Below are 24684 nucleotides of genomic sequence, written 5' to 3'. Positions count from 1 at the left end.
GCTGCGCAGCACGAAGTGATGCGCTGCAGAGCCGGGACCCATCTCACAGCAGAGTGTTTGGCCTTTCTGGGTCCCGGCTCTGCGCAGCGGCGTTTCACGCTGCAGCGCGTCCGGGACACGAGAGTGACGTGGACGCAGCCATGCCCTTCGCCCAATCGACGCGCCCGCGATTGTGCCCTATGTTGCCGCGATCCCCCTCCACATGCACAAAAACAACAATGATGTACCTGGAAACGCCGCCGCGCCTGATCGAAACCAAGATCTTCTCCGCCATGCCCGACCAATTCCGCCGCAAGGGCGTGCGGACCGATTGGGCCGAGGCCAACCGGCCGGGTGTGCCGACCGATAGTTTCATCGAAGGGCCGTCGTTCGACAAAGACGGCAACCTCTATATCGTCGACATTCCCTTCGGCCGCATCTTCCGCATCGCGCCTGATGGCGGGTGGTCGCTCGTGATCGAATATGAGGGCTGGCCGAACGGGTTGAAGATCGCCGCCGACGGCCGCATCCTCGTGGCCGACTACATGCACGGCATCATGGAGCTCGACGCCGGGGCGGGGCGCATCAGGCCCATCCTGACCGCGCGCAATTCAGAATCGTTCCGTGGCTGCAACGATCTGCATCTCGCCTCCAACGGCGACATCTTGTTCACCGATCAGGGCCAGACCGGTCTGCACGACGCAAGCGGCCGCGTCTATCGCCTGACGCCAAGCGGCCGGCTCGATTGCCTTGTTGACACCGGCATCAGCCCGAACGGCCTGGTGCTCGATCCCAGCGAAACCGTGCTGTTCGTCGCCATGACGCGCGACAACGCGGTGTGGCGGTTGCCGTTCATGAAGGACGGCAGCGTGTCGAAGGTCGGCCGCTTCTGCTCGCTGTTCGGCACCAGCGGTCCTGATGGCATGACCATGGACGCGGCCGGTCGCCTGTTCGTCGGCCACGCCTCGCTCGGCCACGTCTTCGTGTTCGCGCCGAACGGAGAGCTGATCGCGCGGATCAAGTCCTGCGCGGGTCCGAGCTGCACCAATGTCGCCATCGGTGGCGTCAAGAAAGATCGGCTCTATATCACGGAGTCAGGGACCGGCAGCGTGCTGGTTGCGGATATCAGCGGACTGTGAGCTTTGACATGAACGCAAAACCCTTCGGCAAGACCGGCGCGAACGTCTCCGTCATCGGGCAGGGCACCTGGTATCTCGACCATGGCGACCGCAAGCGCGCGATCGCGGCGCTTCAGCGCGGGCTCGATCTCGGCATGACCCACATCGACACCGCCGAGATGTACGGCGATGCCGAGCTCGTCATCGCCGATGCGATCGCAGGCCGCCGCGATGAAGTGTTCCTGGTTTCAAAGGTGCTGCCGAGCAACGCCTCGCGCGGCGGCACCATCACGGCGTGCGAACGCTCGCTGAAGCGGCTGAAGGCCGATCGTCTCGACTGCTATCTGCTGCACTGGCGCGGTTCCTATCCGCTCGAGGACACGGTTGCCGCGTTCGAAGAGTTGGTGAAGGCCGGCAAGATCAAATCCTGGGGCGTCTCCAATTTCGACGCCGACGATCTCGACGAAATTCTCGACGTCTCCGGCGAAGGCCGCATCGCCTGCAATCAAGTGCTTTATCATCTGAAGGAGCGCGCGATCGAGCATGCGGTGATCCCGTGGTGCGAGAAGCGTGGCGTTGCTGTCGTTGCATACTCTCCGTTCGGCCACGACGATTTTCCCGCAAGCAACAGCAAGGGAGGCGCGGTGCTGGCACGCATCGCGGAGGCGCGTCGTGTGACACCGCGGCAGGTCGCGCTGAGCTTCCTCACCCGTGCAACTACGGTGTTCGCGATCCCGAAGGCGTCGTCCGCGGAACATGCCGGCGAGAATGCGGCGGCCGGCGATCTCGTGCTGACGAAAGAGGAGATTTCGGCGCTCGATGCGGCGTTTCCGCGCGGTCCGAAGCCGCGCAGTCTGCCCATGTTGTAGTGCACAAACGCCTATTATTAATGGAGTATTGACGCGCGGGGTCGTCAGCGCATATCGGCATCCTGTTTTCAGAAGTTGTGAAAGCGGCGCATTTGTCGTTTTTTACGATCGTTCCCGAATCGTAGTTTTCCCAGGTTCCAGCCGTGACACCGCCGCCCGCCGCAGCCGCAAGGCTCGACAGTATTCCCATGCCCGTGCCGGAGAAGAAGCAGGAGGCTCGCCGCGCGCCTGCGCGCGTCGATCATCCCTTCAAGGGCATCGCGCTGGTGCTGCTGTCGACGGTATTCCTCGGCTGCTCCGACGTCACCGCAAAGTATCTGTCGACGAGCCTGCCGTCGATCGAGATCACCTGGATCCGCTTCGTCACGTTCGCGCTGATGTTCACGCCGGTGATGCTGCCGGGCTCGCCGCTGCGTGCGATGCGCACCGATCGCCTCGGCCTGCAATTGATGCGCGGCGTCGCGCTGCTCGGCTCCTCGCTGTTCTTCATCACCGGTCTCCGTTTCCTCCCCATCGCGGAAGCCTCGGCCACCGGCTTCGTCTCGCCGCTGTTCGTCACCGCGCTGTCGATCATCTTCCTGAGCGAGAAGGTCGGCGTGCGCCGCTGGATCGCGACCGCGATCGGTCTCATCGGCGTGATGATCATCCTGCGTCCGGGCTCAAATGCGTTTCACGCCGCCGCGTTCTTCCCGATCATCTCGGCATTCTGCTGGGCCGCTGCGCTGATCCTGACGCGCATGATGAGCGGGCGCGAAGCCGTCCTCACCACCATGGCCTATTCGGCGCTCACGGGCGTTGCGATCCTCAGCCTGATGGTGCCGTTCGTCTGGGTGACGCCGAACTGGACCGCGATCGGGCTCGGCATCGTGATCGGCGTCGCGTCGACCGTGGGCCAGTGGATCATCGTGCTGGCCTATCGCTACGGCGATGCCTCGGTGCTGGCGCCGTTCTCGTACACGCAGTTGCTGTGGGTCAGCATTCTGGGCTTCTTCCTGTTCGGCGAAGTGCCTGACGTCTGGACCGTCACTGGCGCTGCCTTCATCGTCGCCAGCGGTCTATACATCGCCCATCGCGAGCGCATCCGCCGCGCCCAGCTGCTGGTGCTGGAAGAGCGTTCCCCGAACCCCTGACGCAAGTTCGCGTGTCCCGCTTCGTGCTATCAACGGTTCCAACAACACGGGAGGAGCCGGATGCGCGCTGCGATTTTCAGGAACGGTGAGATTGTCGTCGACCGGATGGCCGAGCCGAAGCCGGGCCCCGGCCAGGTGTTGGTCAGGACGCTCGCCTGCGGCATCTGCGGCTCCGACCTTCACGCGCGCCTGCATGCCCCCCGCATGGTGGAGATGGCGAGGAAGACCGGCCGCAAGCCGATGGATCTCGCCCGCGACGTCGTGTTCGGGCATGAGTTCTGCTGCGAGATCGTCGATTACGGTCCCGGAGCCGCGCGCAAGCTCAAGCCCGGCACCCGCGTCTGCTCGCTGCCGGCGCTCGTGACGCCGCAGGGCATCGAGGGCATCGGCTATTCCAACGACAATATCGGCGGCTATGCCGAGGCGATGCTGCTCAGCGAGCCCCTGCTGCTTGAGGTGCCCAATGGTCTCGCGCCCGAACATGCGGCGCTAACCGAGCCGCTCGCCGTCGGCGTCCACGCCGTGGCGAAAGCCAACATCCGTGGCGGCGAGGTGCCGCTCGTGATCGGCTGCGGCCCGGTCGGGCTCGCGGTGATCGCCGCGCTGAGGATCAAGGGTCTGCATCCGATCGTTGCTGCCGACTATTCGCCGGCGCGGCGTGCACTGGCCGCAAAGCTGGGGGCCGATATCGTCGTCGATCCCAGGGTGACGCAGCCCTATGCGACCTGGGCCGAGCACGCGCAGATGTCGGAGGCCGAGAAGGCGGCGCGCCCGCCGTTGCAGGCCATGCTGCCGGCACTGAAGCCCGCAATCATCTTCGAATGTGTCGGCGTGCCCGGCCTGTTGCAGCAGGTGTTCGAGGGCGCCCCGCGTGATGCGCGCATCGTGGTGGTCGGCGTCTGCATGGAGACCGACAGGAGCGAACCCATGCTCGGCATCATGAAGGAGCTCAATGTCCAATATGTGCTCGGCTACACGCCGGATGAGTTCGCAGCGTCACTGCGCCTGATCGCGGAAGGGCAGGTGGATGCGGCGGCGATGGTCACCGCCGAGGTCGGTCTCGACGGCGTCGCAAAGGCGTTCGCTGATCTCGCCAATCCTGAGGCGCACACCAAGATCATCGTGCAGCCGTGGAAATAGGGAACGGCTGAAGCACGCCGCCATCGGGTTTCGCGGCGACGTCGGCATCGCTCATCTGGGCGATCACGGCCCGGCGGTCGACGATCGCCTGATGGAATTGCGCCAGCACGAGACCGAAGGCGGTGAGGTCGCCGTCTTCGATGGCGCCGTCCTCGTGACAGGCCAGCGTCTCGCGCAGGATGTCGTCGGCTGCGCTCTGCATCGCCGCGAGATCGTCGAGCGACGTCGCCTCCCGCACGCTCGAGATCGCGTTGAGCAGGCGGTCGCGATGCAGCGCGTTCTCGCTGCGCTCCTCGCGCCGCAGATAGTGCCGCAGCCACGCGGCCACCGAGCCGAAGCCCGAGAGCAGCAGCACCACGCCCCAGATGTAGTCGCTGTACTTGTCCATGAAGCTGCGCTCGTTGCCGTCGATATAGGCGGCAGCTCCCGGATGGGCCGGCAGCGCGGCGTCTTTGTCGGTGTCAGGCTTCTGGATGTGGCTGGCGCCGGGCAAGTCCTTCACGAGCGACTGACGGACCGTAAACAGCTCGCGGGTGAAGGCAGCGACCGTGTCCTCGGACAATGAAGCAGGCGCGACGATCAGATGATTGACGGCGATGGTGTCGATCTTGTCGTCCGGCCGCTGCGGCGTCGTGGAAAATGCGCTCGCGGGAATTTCTTCGGATTCGTAGAGCGGATGCCGCTCTGCGATGGCGTCGGAGACGTCGACGGACAGGAACTTGGGCTCGCCGCGCAGGCGTGCGGTGGTGGCGATCGTGCTTGCGATCGCCTTGTCGTCGAGTGCGCCCACCATCATGAAGGCGTCGAGCGTTGAGTCCTGGGCCATCTCGGAGATGCGGTCGATACCGAACTGTGCGATCGTGACCTTCTGCGGATTGACGCCTGACTCGGCGAGGATGACACGGAGCAGATTGAGATTGGCATCGCCAAGGCCGACGACACCGATGCGGCGCCCGGTGAGGGAGGCGATCTCCATGATCTTCGGCCTGGCGGCACCCTTGCGCGCCGCTGGCGCCCACAACACCACGAAATTCCGCCGGAGGATCGCCACCGAATTGGTGTCGGCCGGCATGGCGGAGTCGCCGCGAGCCACCGCAAGGTCGGCCTTGCCGGCGCCGAGCAGATTGAGGCTTTGCAGTGTGCCGTCGGTCTCGATCGGCACGGGTCGCACCGCGCCACCCCTGGCGTCGAACGCCTTCGCCACGGCCGCAATCAGCGCCTGGTCGTCACTGCCGGCTGGCCCGACCGCGATGCGTAGCGTCGCCGGCTGCCAGACCCAGTAGGCGAGGGCAAGAGCGACCGTGAGCACCGAGAGCACGCTTGCGAGCGCGAGCCACGGGCCAAAGCGATTGCGGCGGCGAGACGACGCGTCTCTCCTCACGCTCAGATCGCTCGGCACGGGCATCTCGCTTTCCTCATCGGCAAGCTCGCCCGACGGCAGGCGCGGCGGGTGCCGTCAGTATTTCGAAGGCACGTACATCTCCGGCGGAATCGGTCCGCGGTGGTAGTCGGGGTTGCGGACGCGCGGCGGCAGCACCACGGGCACGCGGGCGACCTCCTGGTACGGCATCTGGCTGAGCAGATGCGCGATGCAGTTGAGGCGGGCGCGCTTCTTGTCGACGGCGTCGACGATCCACCATGGCGAGTCCGGCAGATGCGTGTGCTCCAGCATCGTCTCCTTGGCCTTGGTGTACGCCTCCCAGCGGCTGCGCGCCTCGACATCCATCGGGCTCAGCTTCCACTGCTTCAGCGGATCCCTGATGCGCATGCTGAAGCGGAACTGCTGCTCGTCGTCAGTGATCGAGAACCAGTATTTGACCAGGATGATGCCGGAGCGGATCAGCATCCGTTCGAACTCCGGCACCGTCTTGAAAAATTCCTGGTATTGCTCCTCGGAGCAGAAGCCCATCACGCGCTCGACGCCGGCGCGGTTGTACCAACTGCGGTCGAACAGCACGATCTCGCCGCCGGCGGGCAAATGCGAGACGTAGCGCTGGAAGTACCATTGCGTGCGCTCGCGCTCGCTCGGGGCGGGGAGCGCGGCGACACGGCAGATGCGGGGATTGAGACGCTGGGTGATACGCTTGATGACGCCGCCCTTGCCGGCGGAGTCGCGGCCCTCGAACAGCACCACGACCTTCTTCTTCTCGCTCTGCACCCAGTCCTGGAGCTTGACCAGTTCGCCCTGGAGGCGGAGCAATTCCCGGAAATAGAGCCTGCGATCTACCGTCGGGCGGAGCGCGTCCGTCTCGTCCAGCAGCTCGTCGAGCCTGCTGTCATCGAGCTCCATCCAGCTCTTCGTCGAGATCGTCGGTCATTTCCCGGATGATGCGCTCGCGTTTGGCCATTTCAGGGGTGCGGTCGGATGCGGTCATGGGTCCTTCTTTCGGCAGGGTGCCTGTCGCCCGTGACCATCGGCGGGGTTTATTGCGCCCATGTGACACCGGTTCCGAAATAGCCCGGCGGAGCCGTCAGACCGGCAGGGCGATCGAATATTTGACCTGGCTCAGCGCAAAGCTCGACTCGATCGAGGCAATGCCGTCGAGCCGGGTCAGCTTGGTCTTCAGGAAGGTCTCGTAGGAGGCGAGGTCGGCCGCCACCACGCGCAGGAGATAGTCGCGGTTGCCGGTCATCAGATAGCACTCCAGCACCTCGTCCCATTTCGAGATCGCGCGCGCGAAACGATTCAGATCCTCCTCCTTCTGCCGCGCCAGCTTGATCGAGATGAAGACGCTGACATGCAGCCCCAGCGCCTTCTGGTCGACGGTCGCGATGTAGCGGCTGATGACGCCGCGCTCCTCCAGCAGCTTGACCCGGCGATGGCAGGGCGACACCGAGAGCCCGACCTTGTCGGCCAGCTCCTGCATGGTCAGCCGGCTGTCGTTCTGGAGCAAAGCAAGGATTTTCCGGTCGATGGCGTCGAGGTCTGGCATTGGGATGAAACCTGTCTGAAGTGCTGATCCATTGGTAAAGTATCCCAATATTTGAGGGCATGGCGCGAAAAATTGAGAAGTTTGGCGCCGCCCGCAGGCGTATCATCGTCGGACCTGTTTCCGGGAGCCATTGTGATGCCCGTTGATACCGCCCGTCTGGACACGTTGACCGCGCTGGCCCGCAAGGCGCTGTGGCTGTCGTCATGGACCATCCATCACGCCAACCACATCCGCGCCAACGCGGACGGGCTCAAGGTCGGGGGCCATCAGGCCTCGTCCGCCTCGCTCGCCACCATCATGTCGGCGCTGTATTTTAGCGTCCTGCGCCCTGAGGATCGCGTCGCGGTGAAGCCGCATGCGAGCCCGGTGTTCCACGCCATCCAGTATCTGTTCGGCCGGCAGACGCGCGAGAAGCTGGAGAACTTTCGCGGGTTCAAGGGCGCGCAGTCCTATCCCTCGCGCACCAAGGATGTCGACGACGTCGATTTCTCCACCGGCTCCGTCGGCCTCGGTGTCGCGCAGACGCTGTTTGCCTCGCTGGTGCAGGACTACGTCAAGGCGCATGGCTGGATGAAGGATCGCCGCGAAGGGCGGATGATTGCCCTCGTCGGCGATGCCGAGATGGACGAGGGCAACATTTTCGAGGCGCTCGCCGAAGGCTGGAAGCACGGTCTGCGCAACACCTGGTGGGTGGTCGACTACAACAGGCAGTCGCTCGACGCCGTCGTGCGCGAGGGGCTCTGGGAAAAGTTCGAGACCATGTTCCGCAATTTCGGCTGGGACGTGGTGATCGTGAAATATGGCCGCCTGATGCGCGAGGCCTTTGCCGAGCCCGGCGGCGAGGCGCTTAAAGCTTGGATCGACAATTGCCCGAACGCGCTCTACGCGGCGCTGTGCTTCCAGGGCGGCGCCGCCTTCCGCAAGCATCTGCACGACGAGATCGGCGACCAGGGCCCGATCACCAAGCTGATCGACAGGCGCAGCGACGAGGAGCTGCTGGCGCTGATGTCGAACCTCGGCGGCCACGACATGGCGAGCATGCTGGAGGCGTTCGAGTCGATCGATCACGATCGCCCGGTCTGCTTCATCGCCTACACCATCAAGGGCGTCGGCCTGCCGTTCCAGGGCCACAAGGACAACCACGCCGGCCTGATGACGGTCGCGCAGATGGAGAAATATCGCGAGAGCCAGAACATCCGTCCGGGCCACGAATGGGACAAGTACGAAGGCCTCGCGCAGAACGCCGCCGAGCTCGACGCCTTCCTCGCGCGCGTGTCGTTCAACCAGGATGGCCGCCGGCTTACCGCGCCTGTTATCGAGGTGCCCCAGCAGCTGGCGTTCAAGCCGTCGACCCAGATGTCGACCCAGCAGGGCTTTGGCCTCGTGCTGAACGAGATCGCGCGCGGCGACAGCGAACTCGCACAGCGCATCGTCACGACCTCGCCCGACGTCACGGTCTCGACCAATCTCGGTCCGTGGGTGAACCGGCGCGGCCTGTTCGCGCGCGGCGAGAAGGCGGATTTATTCCGCAGCGAGAAAATTCCCTCCACGTTCAATTGGGACTTCTCGCCCAAGGGGCAGCATCTCGAGCTCGGCATCGCGGAGATGAACCTGTTCATCATGCTCTCGGCGCTGGGCCTGTCGCACCAGATCAACGGCGAGCGGCTCTTGCCGGTCGGCACCCTCTACGATCCCTTCATCGAGCGCGGCCTCGATGCATTGAACTACGCCTGCTACCAGGATGCGCGCTTCATGGTGGCGGCGACGCCTTCGGGCATCACGCTGGCGCCTGAAGGCGGTGCGCACCAGTCGATCGCGACGCCGTTGATCGGCATGGCGCAGGACGGGCTCGCCTCGTTCGAGCCGGCTTTCGTCGACGAACTCGCCGTGATCATGGCTTGGGGCTTCAATCACATGCAGCGCGATCCGGGCGAGGGCGGCTCGGTCTATTTGCGGCTCTCGACGCGCAGCATCGAGCAGGCGCAGCGGATCATGACGCCGGAGCTTGCGCAGGGCATCACCGACGGCGCCTATTGGCTGCGCAAGCCGGGGCCCAATGCCGAACTCGTGATCGCCTATACCGGCGCGGTCGCGCCCGAAGCGATCGAGGCGACCGGCTTCATCGGCGAGAGCCGCCGCGACATCGGCCTGCTCGCGATCACCTCGGCGGATCGTCTGCATGCGGGTTGGACCGCTGCGCGGAAATTGCGGCGCGATCGGCGGGGTGTGCAGCATCTGAGCCACATCGAAAAGCTGCTCGCGCCGCTGCCGCGCGACTGCGGCATCGTGACCGTGATCGACGGCCATCCCTCCGCGCTCGGCTGGCTCGGCAGCGTTCGCGGCCATCGCGTCGAGGCGCTCGGCGTCGAGCAGTTCGGCCAGACCGGCACCATCGCGGACCTCTACCGCCATTACGGCATCGATGCGAACGCCATCATCGATGCGGCGGAAAGCCTCACCACCGGCGCACCGGTGCTGCATCGGAAGATGGCGGTGTAGTTGAGGTAACTGCCCTGTCATTCCGGGGCGACGCGTAGCGTCGAGCCCGGAATCCATACTCCCGATCGTGGTTATGGATTCCGGGCCCGCGCCAAGTGGCGCGTCCCGGATTGACACCTGAGGGAGCCTTGCCTCGTTCCCGCCATCGGCTCATATATCCTCCGTCCGCCGCAACGCTGGCCCCGCATATGGCGGGTTCAATTGCCGGCGCTTTCGTGCAAGGATGCCTGCCGAAACGCCCCCTCCAAGCCCCCAAGAAGAGGTTAACGATGGTCAATCGCATGCAATTCTACATCGACGGCGCCTGGGTCGATCCCGCCGTCAAGAAGTCCACCGCCGTGGTCAATCCCGCGACGGAAGAGGCGATGTACGAGGTTGCGCTGGGCTCCAAGGCTGACGTCGACAAGGCCGTCACTGCTGCCAAGCGCGCCTTTGCAACTTTCTCCCAGACCAGCCGCGAGGAGCGCGTCGCGCTGCTCACGAAAGTCATCGAGGTCTACAAGGGCCGGCTCAAGGAGATCGGCGCCGCCGTCTCCGACGAGATGGGCGCGCCGCTGCCGATGGCGGAGAAGCTCCAGGCCGGCGCCGGCCTCGGCCACCTCATGACCACGCTCGACGTGCTCAAGGACTATCATTTCGAGGAACCGGTCGGCACCGCCATGGTGCTGCGCGAGCCGGTCGGCGTGGTCGGCATGATCACGCCCTGGAACTGGCCGCTCAACCAGATCGCCTGCAAGGTCGCGCCTGCGCTCGCCGCCGGCTGCACCATGATCCTGAAGCCGTCGGAGTTCACCCCGACCTCGGCTTTGATCTTCGCGGAAATCCTCCACGAAGCGGGTGTGCCGAAGGGCGTGTTCAACCTCGTCAACGGCCTCGGCCCCGAGGTCGGCGCCGCCATGAGCGAGCATCCTGATATCGACATGATCTCGTTCACCGGCTCGACCCGCGCCGGCATCGACGTGGCCAAGCGCGCCGCGCCGACCGTGAAGCGCGTCAGCCAGGAGCTCGGCGGCAAGTCGCCGAACGTCATCCTCGAAGGTGCCGACCTGACCAAGGCGGTGACCGGCGGCGTGATGCACATGTTCAACAACTCCGGCCAGTCCTGCAACGCACCCTCGCGCATGATCGTGCCGCTGTCGAAGATGAAGGAAGTCGCTGCGATCGCGAAGGCTGTCGCCGACAAGACCAAGGCCGGTGATCCCCGCGCTGAAGGCACTACCATTGGTCCGGTCGTCAACCGCGGCCAGTGGGACAAGATCCAGGGCCTCATCAAGAAGGGCATCGACGAGGGCGCAACGCTCGTCGCCGGCGGCCCGGGCCTGCCTGAGGGCGTCAACAAGGGCTTCTACGTCCGTCCAACCATCTTCGCCGACGTCACTCCCGACATGACGATCGCCCGTGAAGAGATCTTCGGACCGGTGCTGACCATCATCGGCGCCAAGGACGAGTCTGAGGCCGTGCACATCGCCAACGACACGCCGTATGGCCTTGCCGGCTACGTCTCGGGCGCCTCGGTGGAGGACGCCAAGCGCGTCGGCCGGCAGATCCGCGCCGGCAACGTCAACCTCCAGGGCGTGCCCAACGACCGCTCCGCGCCGTTCGGCGGCTACAAGCAGTCGGGCAACGGCCGCGAGTGGGGCAAGTACGGCCTCGAGGACTTCCTCGAAGTGAAGGCCGTTGCGGGCTTCAACGCGGCGTAAGTTTTTTCGCCTGAACGAACAAAGCGCCGGAGCGGGAGACCGCTCCGGCGTTTTTCGTTTTGTCGACGTGTCTGCAACGCGGGAATTCGTAGGCTGGGCAAAGGAGCGTAGCGACGTGCCCACCATTCCGCGACGAACAAGAAGCGGTGGGCACGCTTTCGCTTTGCCCACCCTACGAGACCGTCTCTGCGTAACGCCTATCCCCCGACCGCGCCTTGCGTGTTCACATACAGCGCGTAGATCGACTGGCTTGCCGCCATGAACAGGCGATTGCGCTTGACGCCGCCGAAGCAGAGATTGGCGCAGCGCTCAGGCAGCGCGATGCGGCCGATCATGACGCCGTCGGGCGCGAATACGACGACGCCGTCGAGCTCGGGATCGCCCATGCCCCAGCCGCACCAGAGATTGCCGTCGATGTCGCAGCGCATGCCGTCCGGTGTGCCCGGGCCGGCATCGATGTGGACGCGCTTGTTGGAGATCGTGGTGCCGTCAAGCGAGACGTCATAGGCGAGGATCTTTCGGTTCGGCACGCCGCGCGATTCCACGACATACAGAATCGTCTCGTCGGGCGAGAAGCACAGCCCGTTGGGGCCGAGCACGCCTTCGGCGACGATGGTCGCCTTGCCCGTTGCAGGATCGAGCCGATAGACGTTCGGCTCGATCTCGGGCTCGGCCTTGTAACCCTCGTAATTGCCGAGCAGGCCGAAGGTCGGATCGGTGAACCAGATCGATCCGTCGGACTTCACCACGACGTCGTTCGGCGAGTTCAGCCGCTTGCCGCCGAACGAGTCCATCAGCACGGTGATGCTGCCGTCATATTCGGTGCGCACCACGCGGCGGCCGCCATGCTCGCAGGTGACGAGCCGGCCCTGACGATCCCTGGTGTTGCCGTTGGCGAAATTCGAGGGCTTTCGGAAAACCGAGACGGTTCCGGTTTCCTCCTCCCACTTGATGATGCGCTGGTTCGGGATGTCGCTGCAGAGCAGATACCGCCCGTCGCCGAACCACACCGGACCCTCGGCCCAGCGCAGGCCGGTCGCCAGCCGCTCCACCGCCGACAGCTTCAGCCAGTATTTTTCGAAGCGGGGGTCCAGTGCTTTTATCGCCGGATCGGGGTAATAGGTCGCCGGCCGCCAGCCTTGAGTGTGGGACGATGCATCGTTCATGTGCAGGTCTCTTTGTTGCGTTCCCTCTGTCCAAGTCTGCTAGCATCAGTTATCTACGGCCGCAAATCGGTCACCACAGGCGAGGGAAGACATGCCGCGTATTTTGATGACGGGAGCTTCGGGCGGAATCGGCACGAGCCTGCGAAAGCTGCTGCCGCCGATCTATCCGGATCTCCTGCTCTCCGACATCAAGCCGCCAGCCGATCTCGGCGCGAACGAACAATTCAAGGCGGCGGATCTCGCCGATCTCGCGCAGTGCGAGGCGATCTGCGAGGGCGTCGACGGCATCATCCATTTCGGCGGCTATTCGGTCGAAGGCACCTGGGACCAAATCCTCCAGGCCAACATCATCGGCGGCTACAATCTGTTCGAGGCCGCCTACCGCAAGGGCGTCAAGCGCGTGGTGTTCGCCTCGTCCAACCACGCCGTCGGCTTCTATCCCCGCCACCACAACATCGGGACCGACGTCACCCCGCGCCCCGACGGCCGTTATGGCGTCAGCAAGGTGTTCGGCGAGGCCGTCGGCGCGCTCTACGCCGACAAGCATGGCCTGAAGGTGACCTGCCTGCGCATCGGCAATTTCGGCGACATGCCGCTCGACCAGCGCCGGCTCTCGATCTGGCTGAAGCCCGACGACCTCGTGCAGCTCTGCCGCATCGGGCTCGAACATCCCGACATCCATTTCGAGGTCTTCTACGGCGCCTCCCTCAACGAGCGCGCCTGGTGGGACAACCACCGCGCCTACGAATTCGGCTATCGCCCGACGGGGCGCGCCGAGGATTTCCGCGAGCACGCGATGGCCGAGCAGGCCAAGCTGAAGCCGGATCCGGTCGGCGACCACTACCAGGGCGGCGCGTTCTGCAGCAATGAGTTCGACGGCGATGCGAGCCGCATCATTGATTGGAGTAAGCGCTGAAATGCCATGCCCCTCTCTACAGTCATGAGGTGAGGGGGCCTCTCCGCGGCACTCGCGCCGGCATGCAGCCTAGTCCATGCCTTCATCGGGAATGTTCAAGACGGTGCCACAAGCTTTGCAATGCACCGCGTCGACATCGTGGCGCTGCAGGGCGCAAACCGGACAGGGGAAGCGTACCTTGGAGGGCGCGAGCAGTGCCTTGGCGAGATTCAGGAAAAGGGTCACGCCAAAGATCATGATGACGACGGTGATCAGGCGGCCGACGGTCCCGGGCAAGGTGATGTCGCCGAAGCCGGTCGTGGTCAGTGCGGTGACCGTGAAGTAGAGCGCGTCGGCATAGTTGGCGATCTGATGATTGTGAGACTTCTGCGTCTCGTAGACGATCCCGGTCATCACGAAAATAAACACGCCGAGGTTCACGACGGCAAAAACAACTTCCTCGTTTCGCCGGAAGAAGGGGCTGTCGACCCGGAGGCGCGCTACCATCTGGTAGTCGCGCAGCAGCCGCAATGTTCGAAATGCGCGCAAGAAGCCGCCGGCCTCTCCGGCGAGCGGCGCAAGGAACGAGATGATGACGACGATGTCGGTCCAGGTCGAAAGCCGCGCCAGGTCGTGCAGCGGCTGACGGCTGATGATCATCCGTGCGGCGAAGTCCGCAAGGATCAGGACGCCGAACACGACATCGAGCGACTCGACGGCCCTGTTGCGAGGCAGGAACGAGGTCGCGATGATGAACAGAACCGTGACGACGTCCAGCGCAAGCAGGGCGTATCGGAATTTTATGCAGCCGAACGTGTCGCCTTCGTAAAGTTGCCGGATCCTGCCCTTCAGGGCCTCAAATGGGACGGCGACGACGTCGAGCGGCCCATGTCCCTTCGTACTGTTGCGATAAAATGCCATGGTCAGCGACCGCCGCGCCTATCTCGGTAGCCTACGCTTCCGAAGGATCGAGCATTTCGCCAATCTTGTTGACGGCGACATTGATCGACATGCCCAAATAGTCGCCGGGATCGCCGAACCACGAGCCAGTCAGCGGCACGGCCTGGCCCGGATGCCGCGCAATGGCCACCGGAATGAGGTCGAATCCGGCGCTCAGACTGTTGGTTGGATCGTAATCCAGCCAGCCGGCACCGGGCAGGAATACCTGCACCCATGCGTGGGTCGCGCCGGAGCCGGTCATGCCCACGGCACCGCCATCGAGCGCCGCATCATAGAGATAACCGCTGACGAAGCGAGCGGCGAAGCCGAGCCGGCGCAACGTCTCGATCATCAGCCAGGCGAAGTCCCGGCAAGTGCCCGATTTCGTGCGCAGCGTTTCGCCGGGTGACTGTGTGCCTTCGGCATCTCTGCCGCGATAGTTGAAGTCGCTGCGAAACTTGCCGAGCATTCGGCGCAGCACGTCGGCGGTCCGATCCTGATCGCCGGCAACGAAGCTCTTGGTCCACGCCGCATGGCTGCCGTCTGCATCGTCGGCATGCGGGCGCAGGTAACCGGCAAGGTCGGTCCATTCGTCCGGGGTGTACTGCACGGGGACCTCCTCGGCCCGCGGCTCCAGCGGAAATGTCTCCAGACCCTTGATGCCGAAATAGACGCCACGAACCCTAAACGTGAATGTCAGCTCGCTGCCGGGTTCGCTGAAGTCCATCACCGTGACGGCATTGGAGCGGGAGTCGGTGACCCAATGCACCTTTGACGGCAGGCTGGTAGCAGCGGACCAGCGAAGCAGCCGGGTCGCGGCGCCGCGCCGCGGCAGGAACATCGCCCGGTGCGTGCCGAACGTCACCGGCTTTGCATAGCGGTAGGTCGTGGTGTGCGTGATCTCGCCAATGATCGCCATGCATTGATCCGCTTCGCGTTGCGGAGCGCATTGAGCGCCTTCCCGCGCAAGAGAGAGCAGGCGCCAGCTTTCGGCCCGGCCGCTTCCACCCATTGATCTAGATCAACGTCGTTCCCGGGATCGTCTGGCCCATCAAGCGATCACGCATTCCTTCAGACGTTGATGTGCAAACCGACCGAATGGAGCGATGGACATGGGTATCCTTTGGACGATCATCATTGGATTTATCGTCGGCGTGGTCGCGAAATTCATCATGCCCGGTGACAAGTCCGAGCCCACGGGGTTCATCCTGACGACGGTCTTGGGAATCGTCGGCGCGTTCGTCGCGACCTGGCTCGGTCAAGCCGTGGGCTGGTATCATTTCGGAGAGGCCGCCGGCTTCATCGGCAGCGTGGTCGGAGCCATCATCCTCCTCTTCCTGTACGGCCTTGTCATGGGTCGTCAGGGGCGCGCTTGAAAATCACGCTATCAGCCGTCGCGATGCTCGCGATGATCGTCTCAGAGCCGGCGCGAGCCGGAGCGCTCAGCGACGCCGAGGCGACGTTCCTCGACCAGCTCGTCACCGCATCCGTGGTGCTGGAGCAGCGATGCGACGGTTACGAGGTCGATGGCGCCGGCGGCGTTCAGCTCGGCGCGCGGCTTCTCGGCAGCCCTGAGGCGGCGATGGCCATGATCGACGCCTATGCTGCGGCCATCAAGGCCCGCGACGGCGAGACCTACGATCCCGGTAAATTCCGCCCCGAGGTGTCCGACGCGGCCGGCAAAACGTTCAGGCGCGTCCGGGCGGACTTGATCAAGAACCCGAAAGGAGCCTGCGCCGACTACGGCGATGCCAGCGTGGATCGTGGCCTGCTGAGGCGATACTAAACGGGAACAAGCTCTGATTGAGAATGGCCTGTCACTCGCGCTATGCTATCGTCTGCTCCGGGACGTGCATTTCCCGTCCCAGGCAACAAGAACAGGGAGGATGGCTATGAAGACGTTAGCGATGTCAGCGTTGATCCTTGCTACCTTGTCGGTCGCGCCGGTGAGCGCCGCACCGATCGGCTCCGCGGCTCACCTGAACCCAAACCAAGGTCCCGGATGCTCGCTCTCCGGCGCCGCGGTTGCGAATTGCAAGAACGTCCTCAACTTCAAGTCTTACTACGAGTGCCGCAGTAACCGCATGGAGCGAGGTTGGACTGGCGTTGAGAGCGGCTACTACTGCCGGGCTCTCGACCTCAAATAAGAGCGCGGGTCAGTTCAGAATTTTGGGAGGCCGCCTGCGTTGGCGGCCTCTTCTACCGCGATGAGTGTCAGGCACGCATCCCGATCGCCGGACGAAATGGCGGACCGTCCCAAGGCTGCGGTGCGGCGGCATAGCGGTCGAAGCGCATTGTGTGGCTGGCGAGCCCCTGGCTCATCACGCGGAGGCTGTTCGCATAGCCGAACATCGCTATGAGCGGTACCGTCGCATCGATCGCGACCGTGTCTTCGTCGACGACCCTGGAGTGGGCGGTCCCACGCCGCGATGTCAGGTCGTCAACGATCGATTGCGCGAACGGCGTCGGTGTCACCACTTCGACCTTCATGATCGGCTCAAGCAAGACCGATTCCGCCGTTTGCAGCGCCCTGCGGAACGCGGCATTAGCCGCGATCTCGAAGGCGAGCGGTGAAGAATCGACGTCGTGATACTTGCCGTCGATCAGCTGGACCCTGACGTTCACCACCGGAAAGCCCGCAATCACGCCGCAGGCCAGTACGCTTTCGAGCCCTTTCTCGATCCCGGGCATATATTTGTTCGGTAGCGCATCCACACCAATGTTGCGTTCAAGCTGGTATCCCTCGCCAAGCTCATTCGGCTCGATGGCAAGCTTGACGGCGGCAAACTCCCCCTTAGGCCCGTAGATCTTTTTGTGAGTGTATTCCGCTTCCGCACGTTTGGTCGGATGCTCAAGAAATGCCACCTGCAGGGCACCAATATTGACGGCTATTCCAGAGGTCCGGTTGAGGGCGTCGATCGCGCTCTCGATGTGGTTTTCGTTCGTTCCCTTCAGGATGATCTGAGCGGAGTCTTGATCAACCGACACGGCGAGCGCTCCGTCCTTGGCGGTGAGCTTCAAGAGCGCAGCAACGAGCTTCTCATGATCGGCCCTGGACTTCGCTTCGATGGCGACGTCAACAAGCAGGGGTGGCGTGCTCACATCATGCGGCATTGTAAGACCTGTAGCGTTGCCTTGGTCTAGCGTCAGCTCTCCTCACCCGCAATCCGCGCCAGATAATCCGACTTGCTGAACTGCATGTGATCCACGCACAGCTGCGCCAGCGCCCAGCTGTCGCGGCCCTTCAACAGCTCGATCATCAGCTCGTGCTGGCGCCGCGATTGCGCCAACCCCTCGCGGTCGGCGAGGTTCTTGGCGCGCATCGGCAGCGTCAGGTTCATGTAGTCCTGGAGCGAGCGCACCAGATAGGGATTGCCGCAGGCCGAGAACAGCGCGAGGTGGAAGGCGTCGTTGGCCTCGTGAATGCCGCGCAAATCCTGCACATCTGCCTTCGCGCAATATTGCCGCTGCAGCCCAGTCAGCTCGTCGATCAGGTCTTGCGGCGCGGGCAGGGGGATCATCAGCGCGGCCTGCCGCGTCAGCATCTCGCGGACCTCGTAGATCTGCCGGACTTCCTCGGCCGAGTAGAACCGCACGGTGGCGCCGACGTTCTTCTCGCGGCGGACGATGCCGCGGCGCTCGGCATCGACCAAGGCCTGCCGCACGAAGTGCCGGGAGGTGCCGTAGCGCGACATCAGCGCGTCTTCGGTGAGGCGCGCGCCCGGCGGCAGGCGGCCGAAGATGATGTCCTCTTCCAGCCGCGCGACGACATCGTCCGGATCGTCGCGCCGGACCAGCATGGCGTCTGCGGTGCGGATGTCGGACATGCCCTCAGCCTCCGGCTCATGCCGGTCCGCCTTGTGGAGCAGGGAGAACCCGGATTGTCAATAATTTGTGTCGGATGGCGGTGTATGGGGCAGAAAGCGCGACGATCTGGCCCAATCTTATTGACAATCAGGGGGCAGGCTGTAGCACAATGGCAAGCGAGAAGGAGCGGTATGATGACGAGTGGTTTGCGCAAAGGGCTGACGAGCTATGGCGATGCCGGCTTCTCGCTGTTCCTGCGCAAGGCGTTCATCAAGGCCATGGGCTATTCCGACGACGCGCTGGAGCGCCCGATCGTCGGCATCACCAACACCTATAGCGACTACAATCCCTGCCACGGCAACGTCCCGCAGATCATCGAGGCCGCCAAGCGCGGCGTGATGCTGTCGGGCGCGATGCCGTTCGTGTTTCCGACCATCTCGATCGCCGAGAGCTTTGCGCATCCGACCTCGATGTATCTGCGCAACCTGATGGCGATGGACACCGAGGAGATGATCCGCGCGCAGCCGATGGATTCGGTGATCGTGATCGGCGGCTGCGACAAGACCCTTCCCGCGCAGGTCATGGCCGCAATCAGCGCCGACCTGCCGACGGTGGTCATTCCCGTCGGTCCCATGGTGGTCGGCCATCACAAGGGCGAGGTGCTCGGCGCCTGCACCGATTGCCGCCGTCTCTGGGGCAAATATCGCGCCGGCGAAATCGACGATGTCGAGATCGAAGCGGTCAATGGCCGCCTCGCGCCGTCGGTCGGCACCTGCATGGTGATGGGCACGGCCTCGACCATGGCCTGCATGATCGAAGCCATGGGCCTGTCGCTGCCGATGAGCGCGACGATTCCCGCGCCGCACGCCGAACGCTTTCGCCTGGCCGAAGCGAGCGGCAGGGTTGCCGCCGAGATGGCCAAGACCAAGGGGCCGAAGCCGAGCGAATTGCTGACGCCGGCGTCTTTCAAGAATGCGCAGGTCGTGCTCCAGGCGATCGGCGGCTCGACCAACGGCCTGATCCATTTGACGGCAATGGCGCACCGCTCGCCCCACCGCCTCGATCTCGAGGTGTTCGACCAGATTGGCCGCGAAGTGCCGGTGCTGGTCGACCTCAAGCCGTCGGGCGAACACTACATGGAGCATTTCCACCACGCCGGTGGCGTGCCGAAATTGCTGGCGCAGCTCGGCGATCTCGTCGATCTCGACGCGAAGACCATCAGCGGCCAGACGCTGCGCGATGTCGTCGCGAATGCGGAGGACGTGCCGGGCCAGGATGCGATCCGTCCGCGCGACAATCCGATCAAGAAGGAAGGCGGCCTTGCCGTCCTGCACGGCAACCTCGCCCCGCGCGGTGCCGTCATCAAGCAGTCGGCCGCGAGCCCCAAGCTGTTGCAGCACACCGGGCGTGCGGTGGTGTTCGAATCCGTCGAGGACATGACCTTGCGGGTCGACCATCCCGATCTCGACGTGAACTCCGACGACGTGCTGGTGCTGCGCAACGCCGGCCCTAAGGGCGCGCCCGGCATGCCCGAGGCGGGTTATCTGCCGATCCCGAAGAAGCTCGCGCGCGGCGGCACCAAGGATATGGTGCGCATTTCGGATGCGCGCATGAGCGGCACCGCGTTCGGCACCATCGTGCTTCACATCACGCCGGAATCCGCTGTCGGCGGACCGCTCGCGCTGGTAAAGAACGGCGACATGATCCGGCTGGATGTTGCCAAGCGCAGCATCGAGCTGCTGGTCGATGCCGCCGAGCTGGAGCGTCGGCGCGCCGCATTGAAGCCGGCCGCAGCACCCGATGAGGCGCGGCGCGGCTACGCCTGGCTGTTCAACGAGACCATCATGCAGGCCGACGAGGGCTGCGACTTCGATTTCATGCAGAGGACTGGGAAGCAGACTGAGAAGGGGTGACGAACCACCCGAACGAGCGCTCAGACCGCACAAGCGGCGGGCGATAAAACAGGGGGAAACGATGATTGCACGATCCATGCGTGGGTTGGTGGCCATGGCCGCCGTACTTTTCGTCACCGGGGCCGGGGCACAGGAGGTGAAGCATTATCGCTTTGCCTACGATCAGCCGCGCAACACCGGCTATTCCATCGCGGGCGACCTCTTTGCCGACAAGCTCAAGGAATTGAGCAAGGGCACCATGATCATCGACCAGTATCCGGGTGCGCAGCTCGGGCAGGAGCCGCAGGTGCTCCAGCTCGTGAAGGCCGGCGACATCGAATTCGCCATCATCTCCTCGGCCAACACCGCTACGATCTCGCCGCAGGCCGGCGTGATGTCGCTGCACTTCCTGTTCCGCGACGAGAACCACGTGGTCAAGGGGCTGGCCGATCCCCGCGTGTTCGAAGCCCTCAAGACCATGATCGACGAGACCACGCAGGGCCTGCACGTGATCGCGACGGGCTCGCAGGGTGTACGCCACATGTACTCCAAGAAGGAGATCCACAATGTCGGCGACATCAAGGGGCTGAAGATCCGCGTCCAGGCGACCGCGACAGAGGACATGATGTTCCCGGCCTACGGCGCCCAGACCGTGCATATGCCGTTCGGCAGCGTCTATACGAGCTTGCAAACCGGCGTCGTCGACGTCGCCGAGAACAGCATCAACGTCTACCTCGTCAACAAGCACTACGAGGTCGCCCCGGTCCTCAACATCACCGAGCACGAGGCCAACAACGCGCTGGTGTTCGTCTCCGACAAGCTCTGGCAGAGCCTGTCGGCGGAGCAGAAGGGGTGGGTGCAGGCGGCGGCCAACGAGGTCAGCACGAAAGAGCCGCAGAAGGCGTTCGACCTCGAGCGCACCGCGGCCGACAAGCTGAAGAAGATGGGCGTGAAGATCGTCGACAACGTCGACAAGAAGAGCTTCACGGTGATCGCCGATCCCTATCTCGACAAGCTCGCCAAGGAGCTCGGCCCGCATGCCGAGAAGATCAAGAATTTGATCCGGTCGGTGAACTAGCCCGCCTGTGGCCATCCTTCGAGACGCCCGCCTATGGCGGGCCCTCAGGATGAGGTCGTGCTTTCCGGCGAGATTTTAGACCCTCATGGTGAGGAGCCCGCCAAAGCGGGCGTCTCGAACCATGCAGGCCGAGCACGTTCGGCAGCTTCCCAGCTGTCACATGCGATAGCTCCGGGACGAAGGGGAAATTGAATGGCCGTCGCCGACAAACTGCTCGTTCAACGCCAGCGTCACCTCAAGTGGCGCTGGCTCGACTGGCTCGAGCTTGCGCTGATGATCCTTTGCGGCGTGCTCTGCTTCGGCTTCTCGCTGTCGGTCACCGCCGACATCGTCACACGCACCATCGGCCACCCCTGGCTGTGGCTCCAGGAAGTCACCTCGACGCTGTTCATCTATGCGATCTTCGTCGGGACCGCGGTCGCGACCCGACGCAACGATCACCTCTATCTCACCGCGATCTCCGAAGCGATGCACGGCACGGCGCGGCTGATCGTCGAAGTGATCATTCGTCTCGTCGTGCTCGGCGTCGCCTTCTGCCTGATTTGGTACGGCTATCAGAACTATCTTCGCGGCTTCGGCAGCTTTCGCTTGCCGTCGGGCACCCCGATCGCCTCGCTCTATGCGATCATCCCGCTGTCTGGCGTGCTGATCGGCCTGTTCACCATCGAGCAGCTCGTCAACGGCTTGCGCAACGGCTTTGACCATCACGAGCCGCCCGAAGAGGACGGAGCGCCCGTCATCACGGACGTGCAGATGAGGGCGCAGCCGTGAGCGCACCTGTTGTCCTGGCGTTGATGTCGATCTGCTTCCTGTCGTTCGGCTATCTCGGCGTGCCCGTGCCGTTCTCGCTGATGGCCGGCGTCTTCATCGGTGCGATCCTGTCGGATGTCTCGCTGGCCGCGATCATCCAGAAGATATTTGACGGCGTGGACTCCGAGGCGTTGCTGGCGATCCCGTTCTTTCTGCTGGTCGGCGAGCTCATGAGCTCGGCCAACGTGGTGGTACGAATAGCCAACCTGTCAGTATCGCTGGTCGGGCACATCAGGGGCGGGCTGTCGCAGGTCGTCGTCGTCTTCAGCATGTTCTTCTCGGAAATGTCGGGCTCGACCACCGCCGACGTGGCCGTGATGAGCCGTGCGCTGGGCGGCCCGATGAAGCGCGAGGGCTACGAGCCCGCCTTCATCGCCGCGATCATCGCGTCTGCCTCGACCATCGCGGCGCTGGTGCCGCCGAGCATCACGGCGGTGGTCTATGGCGCCGTCGGCAACGTCTCGATCGCCGGCCTGTTCATGGCGGGCGTGGTGCCTGGGCTGATGATCGGCTTCGGGTTGATGATCTATTGCTACTTCTTCGGCCCTTCCGGCCTGCGCAAGCCGCGCGCGCCGCTGCGGCAGGTGGTGTTCGCCGCGGGTGACGCCGCCCTGCCGCTGATGATCCCTGTCATTTTGCTCGGCGGCATCCTCACCGGCTGGTTCACGCCGACGGAAGCCGGCGTCGTTGCGGTGGTCTGGATTGTCGTCGTCGTGATCCCCGCGCTGAACCGCGGGCATATCAAAAAGATCCCATACGATTTCTGCCTTGCAGGCCTGATCTTCTCGCTGCCGCTGATCACCATCGGCGCCGCCAATGCCTTCGGCTGGATGCTCGCTTACTTACGCGGTGCGAGTTACATCGCCGACATGATCACCTCGATTGCCGGCAACGATCCGCATCTGATCATGCTGCTGATGGTGCTGCTCTTCACCGTGGTCGGTGACTTCATCGAGCCGGTGCCGACCATCATCATCTTCATGCCGCTGGTCAACGCGCTGACCGAGGCCGGCGACATCAACGCCGTGCATATGGGCGTGGTGCTGATCGCCACGCTCGCCTTTGGCCTGATCACGCCGCCATACGGCCTGGTGCTGCTGATGGCCTCGAAATTCGTCGGCATCAGTTTTGCCAAGGCCTTACGCGCCGCCTTGCCGATCTATGTGGTGTTCCTGGCCACGATCGCGTTCGCGATCTATTTCCCGAGCGTGGTGCTGTGGCTGCCGCAGAAAGTGCTGCCGGAATCGGTCGGCTGCTTCAAGTCGCCGGCGGGGACAGGCTACATCTGTCCTAAGTGACGAGCTGCTCGACGCGCCATTGCTCGCCTTCACGGAGGTAGCGAAACGGCGTGCCGTGGCTGTTCTTGAAATAGCTGCCGGCGAGCGATTTCGCCATTCCCTGCATCACCGCGTCGTGGCAGACGAACAGGAAGTCGTCGTCAGGATGACGGTCGAGCCATGCGGAGACGCAAGCCAGCGACCGATCGGTCATGGCGTCCCAGTTTTCGCCGTCGGCGGGCAGGATCGAGACGAGGCCCGTCGCTGAGTTGACGCCGTGCTTGATCATGAGGTCGCGGACAGGGAGGCCCTCAAAGCTTCCGAAATCGAACTCGATGATGCCGTCGTCGATCGAGAGCGGCGCCGAAATGGCGTCCGCGATGATCTTGGCCGTTCGCGCCGCGCGCACCAGCGGGCTCGCGACGATGCGGCTGATGCCGGTACCGCGCAACATGTCCGCGGCCTCGTGCGCCTGCGCAAGGCCGTCCGCGTTCAGCGGGTTGTCGGTTCGTCCCTGAAACAGCCCCTGCCTGTTCCAGTCGGTCGCGCCGTGGCGCAGGCCGCAGAACGAGCGCGCCGGTGCCGGCGCGCTCACTTGCCTTTGCTCGTGAATTTTTTCACGGCGACGCGGAAATCCTCCGTGTTCATCGCCATGATGATCTTCTGCTCCTCGGCATCGAGCTGCTGCTTCACCGGTGTGGTCCCGGCCTGGTAGACCAGCGACTTGGTGCCGGCGATCGCCGCCGGCGGATTCTGCGCGAGGCGCTCGGCGAGTTTTCGCGTGGCCGCCTTCAGCTCCGCGGCGGGGACGACCTTCGCAACCAGGCCCCATTCATAGGCCTGCTGCGCGGTAAAACTGTCCTCCGACAGGAAGATCTGGAGCGCACGTCGCGATCCGACCGTACCGACGATCCCGACCGTCGAGCCGCCGTCCGGCGACACCCCGATCTTGGCATAGGCCGGCGTGAACTTGGCATCCTCCGCGGCGATGCAGAGATCGGTGACGAAGGCGAGGCCCATGCCGGCGCCGGCTGCCGAGCCGTGCACGCTGGACAGCGAGATCTTCGGCATGCGCCGGATGATCTCGATGAAGGCATGATAATGCTTCAGCAGCTCGCCGACGACCGGCGTGACCGTGCCGGTTTCGGCCGCAGCGCCGATCGTCTGCAGATCGCCGCCGGCTGAGAAGGCGCGGCCTTCTCCTTCGAGCACGACGACCCTGATGTCGTCGGCGCCTTCGAGATAGGCCGCGAGCTGTTCGAGCTTCTGCGCAATTGCAAGGTTGATCGAGTTGAACGCGGCGGGGCGGTTGAGCGTGATGGTTGCGATCGGGCCGTCGATCCGCAGCAGGGCGGGATCGTCGGGTTTTGAGACGGGAGCTGGCATCTGGAATATCCCCGGCATGAGGTCGTTGCTGCAACTAAATCGCAGAAGGTCGGGGGGGACAATCCC

At 64.1% G+C, this 24684-nt stretch carries 22 protein-coding genes and 1 pseudogene; 13 read left to right on the top strand and 10 right to left on the bottom strand.

Annotated elements, in window-relative coordinates:
* Positions 1-221: 221 nt before the first annotated feature.
* From AB7531_RS32900 to AB7531_RS32885, 4 genes are all read left to right on the top strand, one after another.
* Positions 222-1118, top strand: coding sequence for an SMP-30/gluconolactonase/LRE family protein (locus tag AB7531_RS32900; protein ID WP_063984790.1), 897 nt, complete (start codon positions 222-224; stop codon positions 1116-1118).
* Positions 1119-1126: 8 nt separating this feature from the next.
* Positions 1127-1966, top strand: a complete 840-nt coding sequence (locus AB7531_RS32895) for an aldo/keto reductase (protein WP_063984789.1) — start codon at positions 1127-1129, stop codon at positions 1964-1966.
* Positions 1967-2154: 188 nt separating this feature from the next.
* A complete protein-coding gene (locus tag AB7531_RS32890; protein WP_441280297.1) occupies positions 2155-3096 on the top strand; it encodes a DMT family transporter in 942 nt (313 codons plus the stop codon).
* A gap of 60 nt (positions 3097-3156) precedes the next feature.
* Positions 3157-4236 (top strand): zinc-binding dehydrogenase, encoded by a 1080-nt coding sequence (locus AB7531_RS32885; protein ID WP_231144401.1) that lies wholly within the window; start codon positions 3157-3159, stop codon positions 4234-4236.
* Here the strand turns inward: AB7531_RS32885 and AB7531_RS32880 are convergent.
* The 3 genes and pseudogenes from AB7531_RS32880 to AB7531_RS32870 all read right to left on the bottom strand — a co-directional run bounded on the left by AB7531_RS32880 (position 4214) and on the right by AB7531_RS32870 (position 7169).
* Positions 4214-5641, bottom strand: a complete 1428-nt coding sequence (locus AB7531_RS32880; RefSeq protein ID WP_063984787.1) for a TAXI family TRAP transporter solute-binding subunit — start codon at positions 5639-5641, stop codon at positions 4214-4216. The two genes, AB7531_RS32885 and AB7531_RS32880, sit on opposite strands and share 23 nt — an antisense overlap.
* A 51-nt stretch (positions 5642-5692) precedes the next feature.
* Positions 5693-6611 (bottom strand): annotated as a pseudogene (ppk2, locus tag AB7531_RS32875) (polyphosphate kinase 2).
* Between the two features lie 96 nt (positions 6612-6707).
* A complete protein-coding gene (locus tag AB7531_RS32870) occupies positions 6708-7169 on the bottom strand; it encodes an Lrp/AsnC family transcriptional regulator (RefSeq protein ID WP_014497003.1) in 462 nt (153 codons plus the stop codon).
* A gap of 135 nt (positions 7170-7304) precedes the next feature.
* Here AB7531_RS32870 and AB7531_RS32865 point away from each other — a divergent pair, with 135 nt between their 5' ends.
* Together AB7531_RS32865 and AB7531_RS32860 are read left to right on the top strand one after the other, a co-directional pair.
* Positions 7305-9668 (top strand): transketolase, encoded by a 2364-nt coding sequence (locus AB7531_RS32865; RefSeq protein WP_063984786.1) that lies wholly within the window; start codon positions 7305-7307, stop codon positions 9666-9668.
* Positions 9669-9937: 269 nt separating this feature from the next.
* Positions 9938-11368, top strand: a complete 1431-nt coding sequence (locus AB7531_RS32860) for an aldehyde dehydrogenase family protein (protein ID WP_063984785.1) — start codon at positions 9938-9940, stop codon at positions 11366-11368.
* A 197-nt stretch (positions 11369-11565) separates the two neighbouring features.
* Here AB7531_RS32860 and AB7531_RS32855 read toward each other — a convergent pair whose 3' ends face one another.
* On the bottom strand, positions 11566-12534 hold the full coding sequence (locus AB7531_RS32855) for an SMP-30/gluconolactonase/LRE family protein (RefSeq protein ID WP_063984784.1): 969 nt from the start codon (positions 12532-12534) through the stop codon (positions 11566-11568).
* Between the two features lie 91 nt (positions 12535-12625).
* Here AB7531_RS32855 and AB7531_RS32850 point away from each other — a divergent pair, with 91 nt between their 5' ends.
* Entirely contained in the window at positions 12626-13450 is an 825-nt protein-coding gene (locus tag AB7531_RS32850) for an NAD-dependent epimerase/dehydratase family protein (protein WP_063984783.1), read from the top strand.
* A gap of 69 nt (positions 13451-13519) precedes the next feature.
* On the opposite strand, the gene AB7531_RS32845 is transcribed toward AB7531_RS32850, so the two are convergent.
* The gene (locus AB7531_RS32845) at positions 13520-14350 is read right to left on the bottom strand and encodes a potassium channel family protein (protein ID WP_187387771.1); all 831 of its coding nucleotides are present in this window, start codon (positions 14348-14350) and stop codon (positions 13520-13522) included.
* A 31-nt stretch (positions 14351-14381) separates the two neighbouring features.
* On the bottom strand, positions 14382-15287 hold the full coding sequence (locus AB7531_RS32840; protein WP_063984782.1) for a transglutaminase family protein: 906 nt from the start codon (positions 15285-15287) through the stop codon (positions 14382-14384).
* A 193-nt stretch (positions 15288-15480) separates the two neighbouring features.
* On the opposite strand from AB7531_RS32840, the gene AB7531_RS32835 reads away from it, so the two are divergent.
* Both AB7531_RS32835 and AB7531_RS32830 read left to right on the top strand, forming a co-directional pair.
* Positions 15481-15744, top strand: a complete 264-nt coding sequence (locus tag AB7531_RS32835) for a GlsB/YeaQ/YmgE family stress response membrane protein (RefSeq protein ID WP_063986569.1) — start codon at positions 15481-15483, stop codon at positions 15742-15744.
* A gap of 23 nt (positions 15745-15767) precedes the next feature.
* Positions 15768-16154, top strand: a complete 387-nt coding sequence (locus AB7531_RS32830; RefSeq protein WP_371496045.1) for a hypothetical protein — start codon at positions 15768-15770, stop codon at positions 16152-16154.
* Positions 16155-16582: 428 nt separating this feature from the next.
* Here AB7531_RS32830 and AB7531_RS32825 read toward each other — a convergent pair whose 3' ends face one another.
* Both AB7531_RS32825 and AB7531_RS32820 read right to left on the bottom strand, forming a co-directional pair.
* Entirely contained in the window at positions 16583-17482 is a 900-nt protein-coding gene (locus tag AB7531_RS32825) for a hypothetical protein (RefSeq protein ID WP_063984779.1), read from the bottom strand.
* Between the two features lie 32 nt (positions 17483-17514).
* Entirely contained in the window at positions 17515-18195 is a 681-nt protein-coding gene (locus tag AB7531_RS32820; RefSeq protein ID WP_063984778.1) for a GntR family transcriptional regulator, read from the bottom strand.
* A gap of 174 nt (positions 18196-18369) precedes the next feature.
* On the opposite strand from AB7531_RS32820, the gene AB7531_RS32815 reads away from it, so the two are divergent.
* From AB7531_RS32815 to AB7531_RS32800, 4 genes are all read left to right on the top strand, one after another.
* Complete coding sequence (locus tag AB7531_RS32815) at positions 18370-20088, top strand: IlvD/Edd family dehydratase (RefSeq protein ID WP_063986568.1); 1719 nt, start codon at positions 18370-18372, stop codon at positions 20086-20088.
* A 61-nt stretch (positions 20089-20149) separates the two neighbouring features.
* Complete coding sequence (locus AB7531_RS32810; protein ID WP_063984777.1) at positions 20150-21145, top strand: TRAP transporter substrate-binding protein; 996 nt, start codon at positions 20150-20152, stop codon at positions 21143-21145.
* A 192-nt stretch (positions 21146-21337) separates the two neighbouring features.
* Positions 21338-21916, top strand: a complete 579-nt coding sequence (locus tag AB7531_RS32805; protein WP_063984776.1) for a TRAP transporter small permease — start codon at positions 21338-21340, stop codon at positions 21914-21916.
* A complete protein-coding gene (locus tag AB7531_RS32800; protein WP_063984775.1) occupies positions 21913-23253 on the top strand; it encodes a TRAP transporter large permease in 1341 nt (446 codons plus the stop codon). The genes AB7531_RS32805 and AB7531_RS32800 overlap by 4 nt, the downstream gene beginning before the upstream one ends.
* Here AB7531_RS32800 and AB7531_RS32795 read toward each other — a convergent pair.
* Together AB7531_RS32795 and AB7531_RS32790 are read right to left on the bottom strand one after the other, a co-directional pair.
* Complete coding sequence (locus tag AB7531_RS32795; RefSeq protein WP_063984774.1) at positions 23246-23827, bottom strand: histidine phosphatase family protein; 582 nt, start codon at positions 23825-23827, stop codon at positions 23246-23248. The two genes, AB7531_RS32800 and AB7531_RS32795, sit on opposite strands and share 8 nt — an antisense overlap.
* The gene (locus AB7531_RS32790; protein ID WP_063986567.1) at positions 23824-24618 is read right to left on the bottom strand and encodes an enoyl-CoA hydratase/isomerase family protein; all 795 of its coding nucleotides are present in this window, start codon (positions 24616-24618) and stop codon (positions 23824-23826) included. The genes AB7531_RS32795 and AB7531_RS32790 overlap by 4 nt, the downstream gene beginning before the upstream one ends.
* Positions 24619-24684: the final 66 nt, after the last annotated feature.

It is taken from the genome of Bradyrhizobium sp. 63_E2_N1_3 (genome assembly GCF_052076005.1).
Lineage (GTDB): Bacteria > Pseudomonadota > Alphaproteobacteria > Rhizobiales > Xanthobacteraceae > Bradyrhizobium > Bradyrhizobium barranii.
Note: the sequence above shows the minus strand (reverse complement) of the source record. Positions and strands in the feature narration are given on the sequence as shown.

Bases quoted from the DNA above. Each gene is read 5' to 3' on its own strand.
- AB7531_RS32900 (WP_063984790.1), top strand. From the start codon at position 222: ATGTACCTGGAAACGCCGCCGCGCCTGATCGAAACCAAGATCTTCTCC.
- AB7531_RS32895 (WP_063984789.1), top strand. From the start codon at position 1,127: ATGAACGCAAAACCCTTCGGCAAGACCGGCGCGAACGTCTCCGTCATC.
- AB7531_RS32890 (WP_441280297.1), top strand. From the start codon at position 2,155: ATGCCCGTGCCGGAGAAGAAGCAGGAGGCTCGCCGCGCGCCTGCGCGC.
- AB7531_RS32885 (WP_231144401.1), top strand. From the start codon at position 3,157: ATGCGCGCTGCGATTTTCAGGAACGGTGAGATTGTCGTCGACCGGATG.
- AB7531_RS32880 (WP_063984787.1), bottom strand. From the start codon at position 5,641: ATGCCCGTGCCGAGCGATCTGAGCGTGAGGAGAGACGCGTCGTCTCGC.
- AB7531_RS32870 (WP_014497003.1), bottom strand. From the start codon at position 7,169: ATGCCAGACCTCGACGCCATCGACCGGAAAATCCTTGCTTTGCTCCAG.
- AB7531_RS32865 (WP_063984786.1), top strand. From the start codon at position 7,305: ATGCCCGTTGATACCGCCCGTCTGGACACGTTGACCGCGCTGGCCCGC.
- AB7531_RS32860 (WP_063984785.1), top strand. From the start codon at position 9,938: ATGGTCAATCGCATGCAATTCTACATCGACGGCGCCTGGGTCGATCCC.
- AB7531_RS32855 (WP_063984784.1), bottom strand. From the start codon at position 12,534: ATGAACGATGCATCGTCCCACACTCAAGGCTGGCGGCCGGCGACCTAT.
- AB7531_RS32850 (WP_063984783.1), top strand. From the start codon at position 12,626: ATGCCGCGTATTTTGATGACGGGAGCTTCGGGCGGAATCGGCACGAGC.
- AB7531_RS32845 (WP_187387771.1), bottom strand. From the start codon at position 14,350: ATGGCATTTTATCGCAACAGTACGAAGGGACATGGGCCGCTCGACGTC.
- AB7531_RS32840 (WP_063984782.1), bottom strand. From the start codon at position 15,287: ATGGCGATCATTGGCGAGATCACGCACACCACGACCTACCGCTATGCA.
- AB7531_RS32835 (WP_063986569.1), top strand. From the start codon at position 15,481: ATGGGTATCCTTTGGACGATCATCATTGGATTTATCGTCGGCGTGGTC.
- AB7531_RS32830 (WP_371496045.1), top strand. From the start codon at position 15,768: ATGCTCGCGATGATCGTCTCAGAGCCGGCGCGAGCCGGAGCGCTCAGC.
- AB7531_RS32825 (WP_063984779.1), bottom strand. From the start codon at position 17,482: ATGCCGCATGATGTGAGCACGCCACCCCTGCTTGTTGACGTCGCCATC.
- AB7531_RS32820 (WP_063984778.1), bottom strand. From the start codon at position 18,195: ATGTCCGACATCCGCACCGCAGACGCCATGCTGGTCCGGCGCGACGAT.
- AB7531_RS32815 (WP_063986568.1), top strand. From the start codon at position 18,370: ATGACGAGTGGTTTGCGCAAAGGGCTGACGAGCTATGGCGATGCCGGC.
- AB7531_RS32810 (WP_063984777.1), top strand. From the start codon at position 20,150: ATGATTGCACGATCCATGCGTGGGTTGGTGGCCATGGCCGCCGTACTT.
- AB7531_RS32805 (WP_063984776.1), top strand. From the start codon at position 21,338: ATGGCCGTCGCCGACAAACTGCTCGTTCAACGCCAGCGTCACCTCAAG.
- AB7531_RS32790 (WP_063986567.1), bottom strand. From the start codon at position 24,618: ATGCCAGCTCCCGTCTCAAAACCCGACGATCCCGCCCTGCTGCGGATC.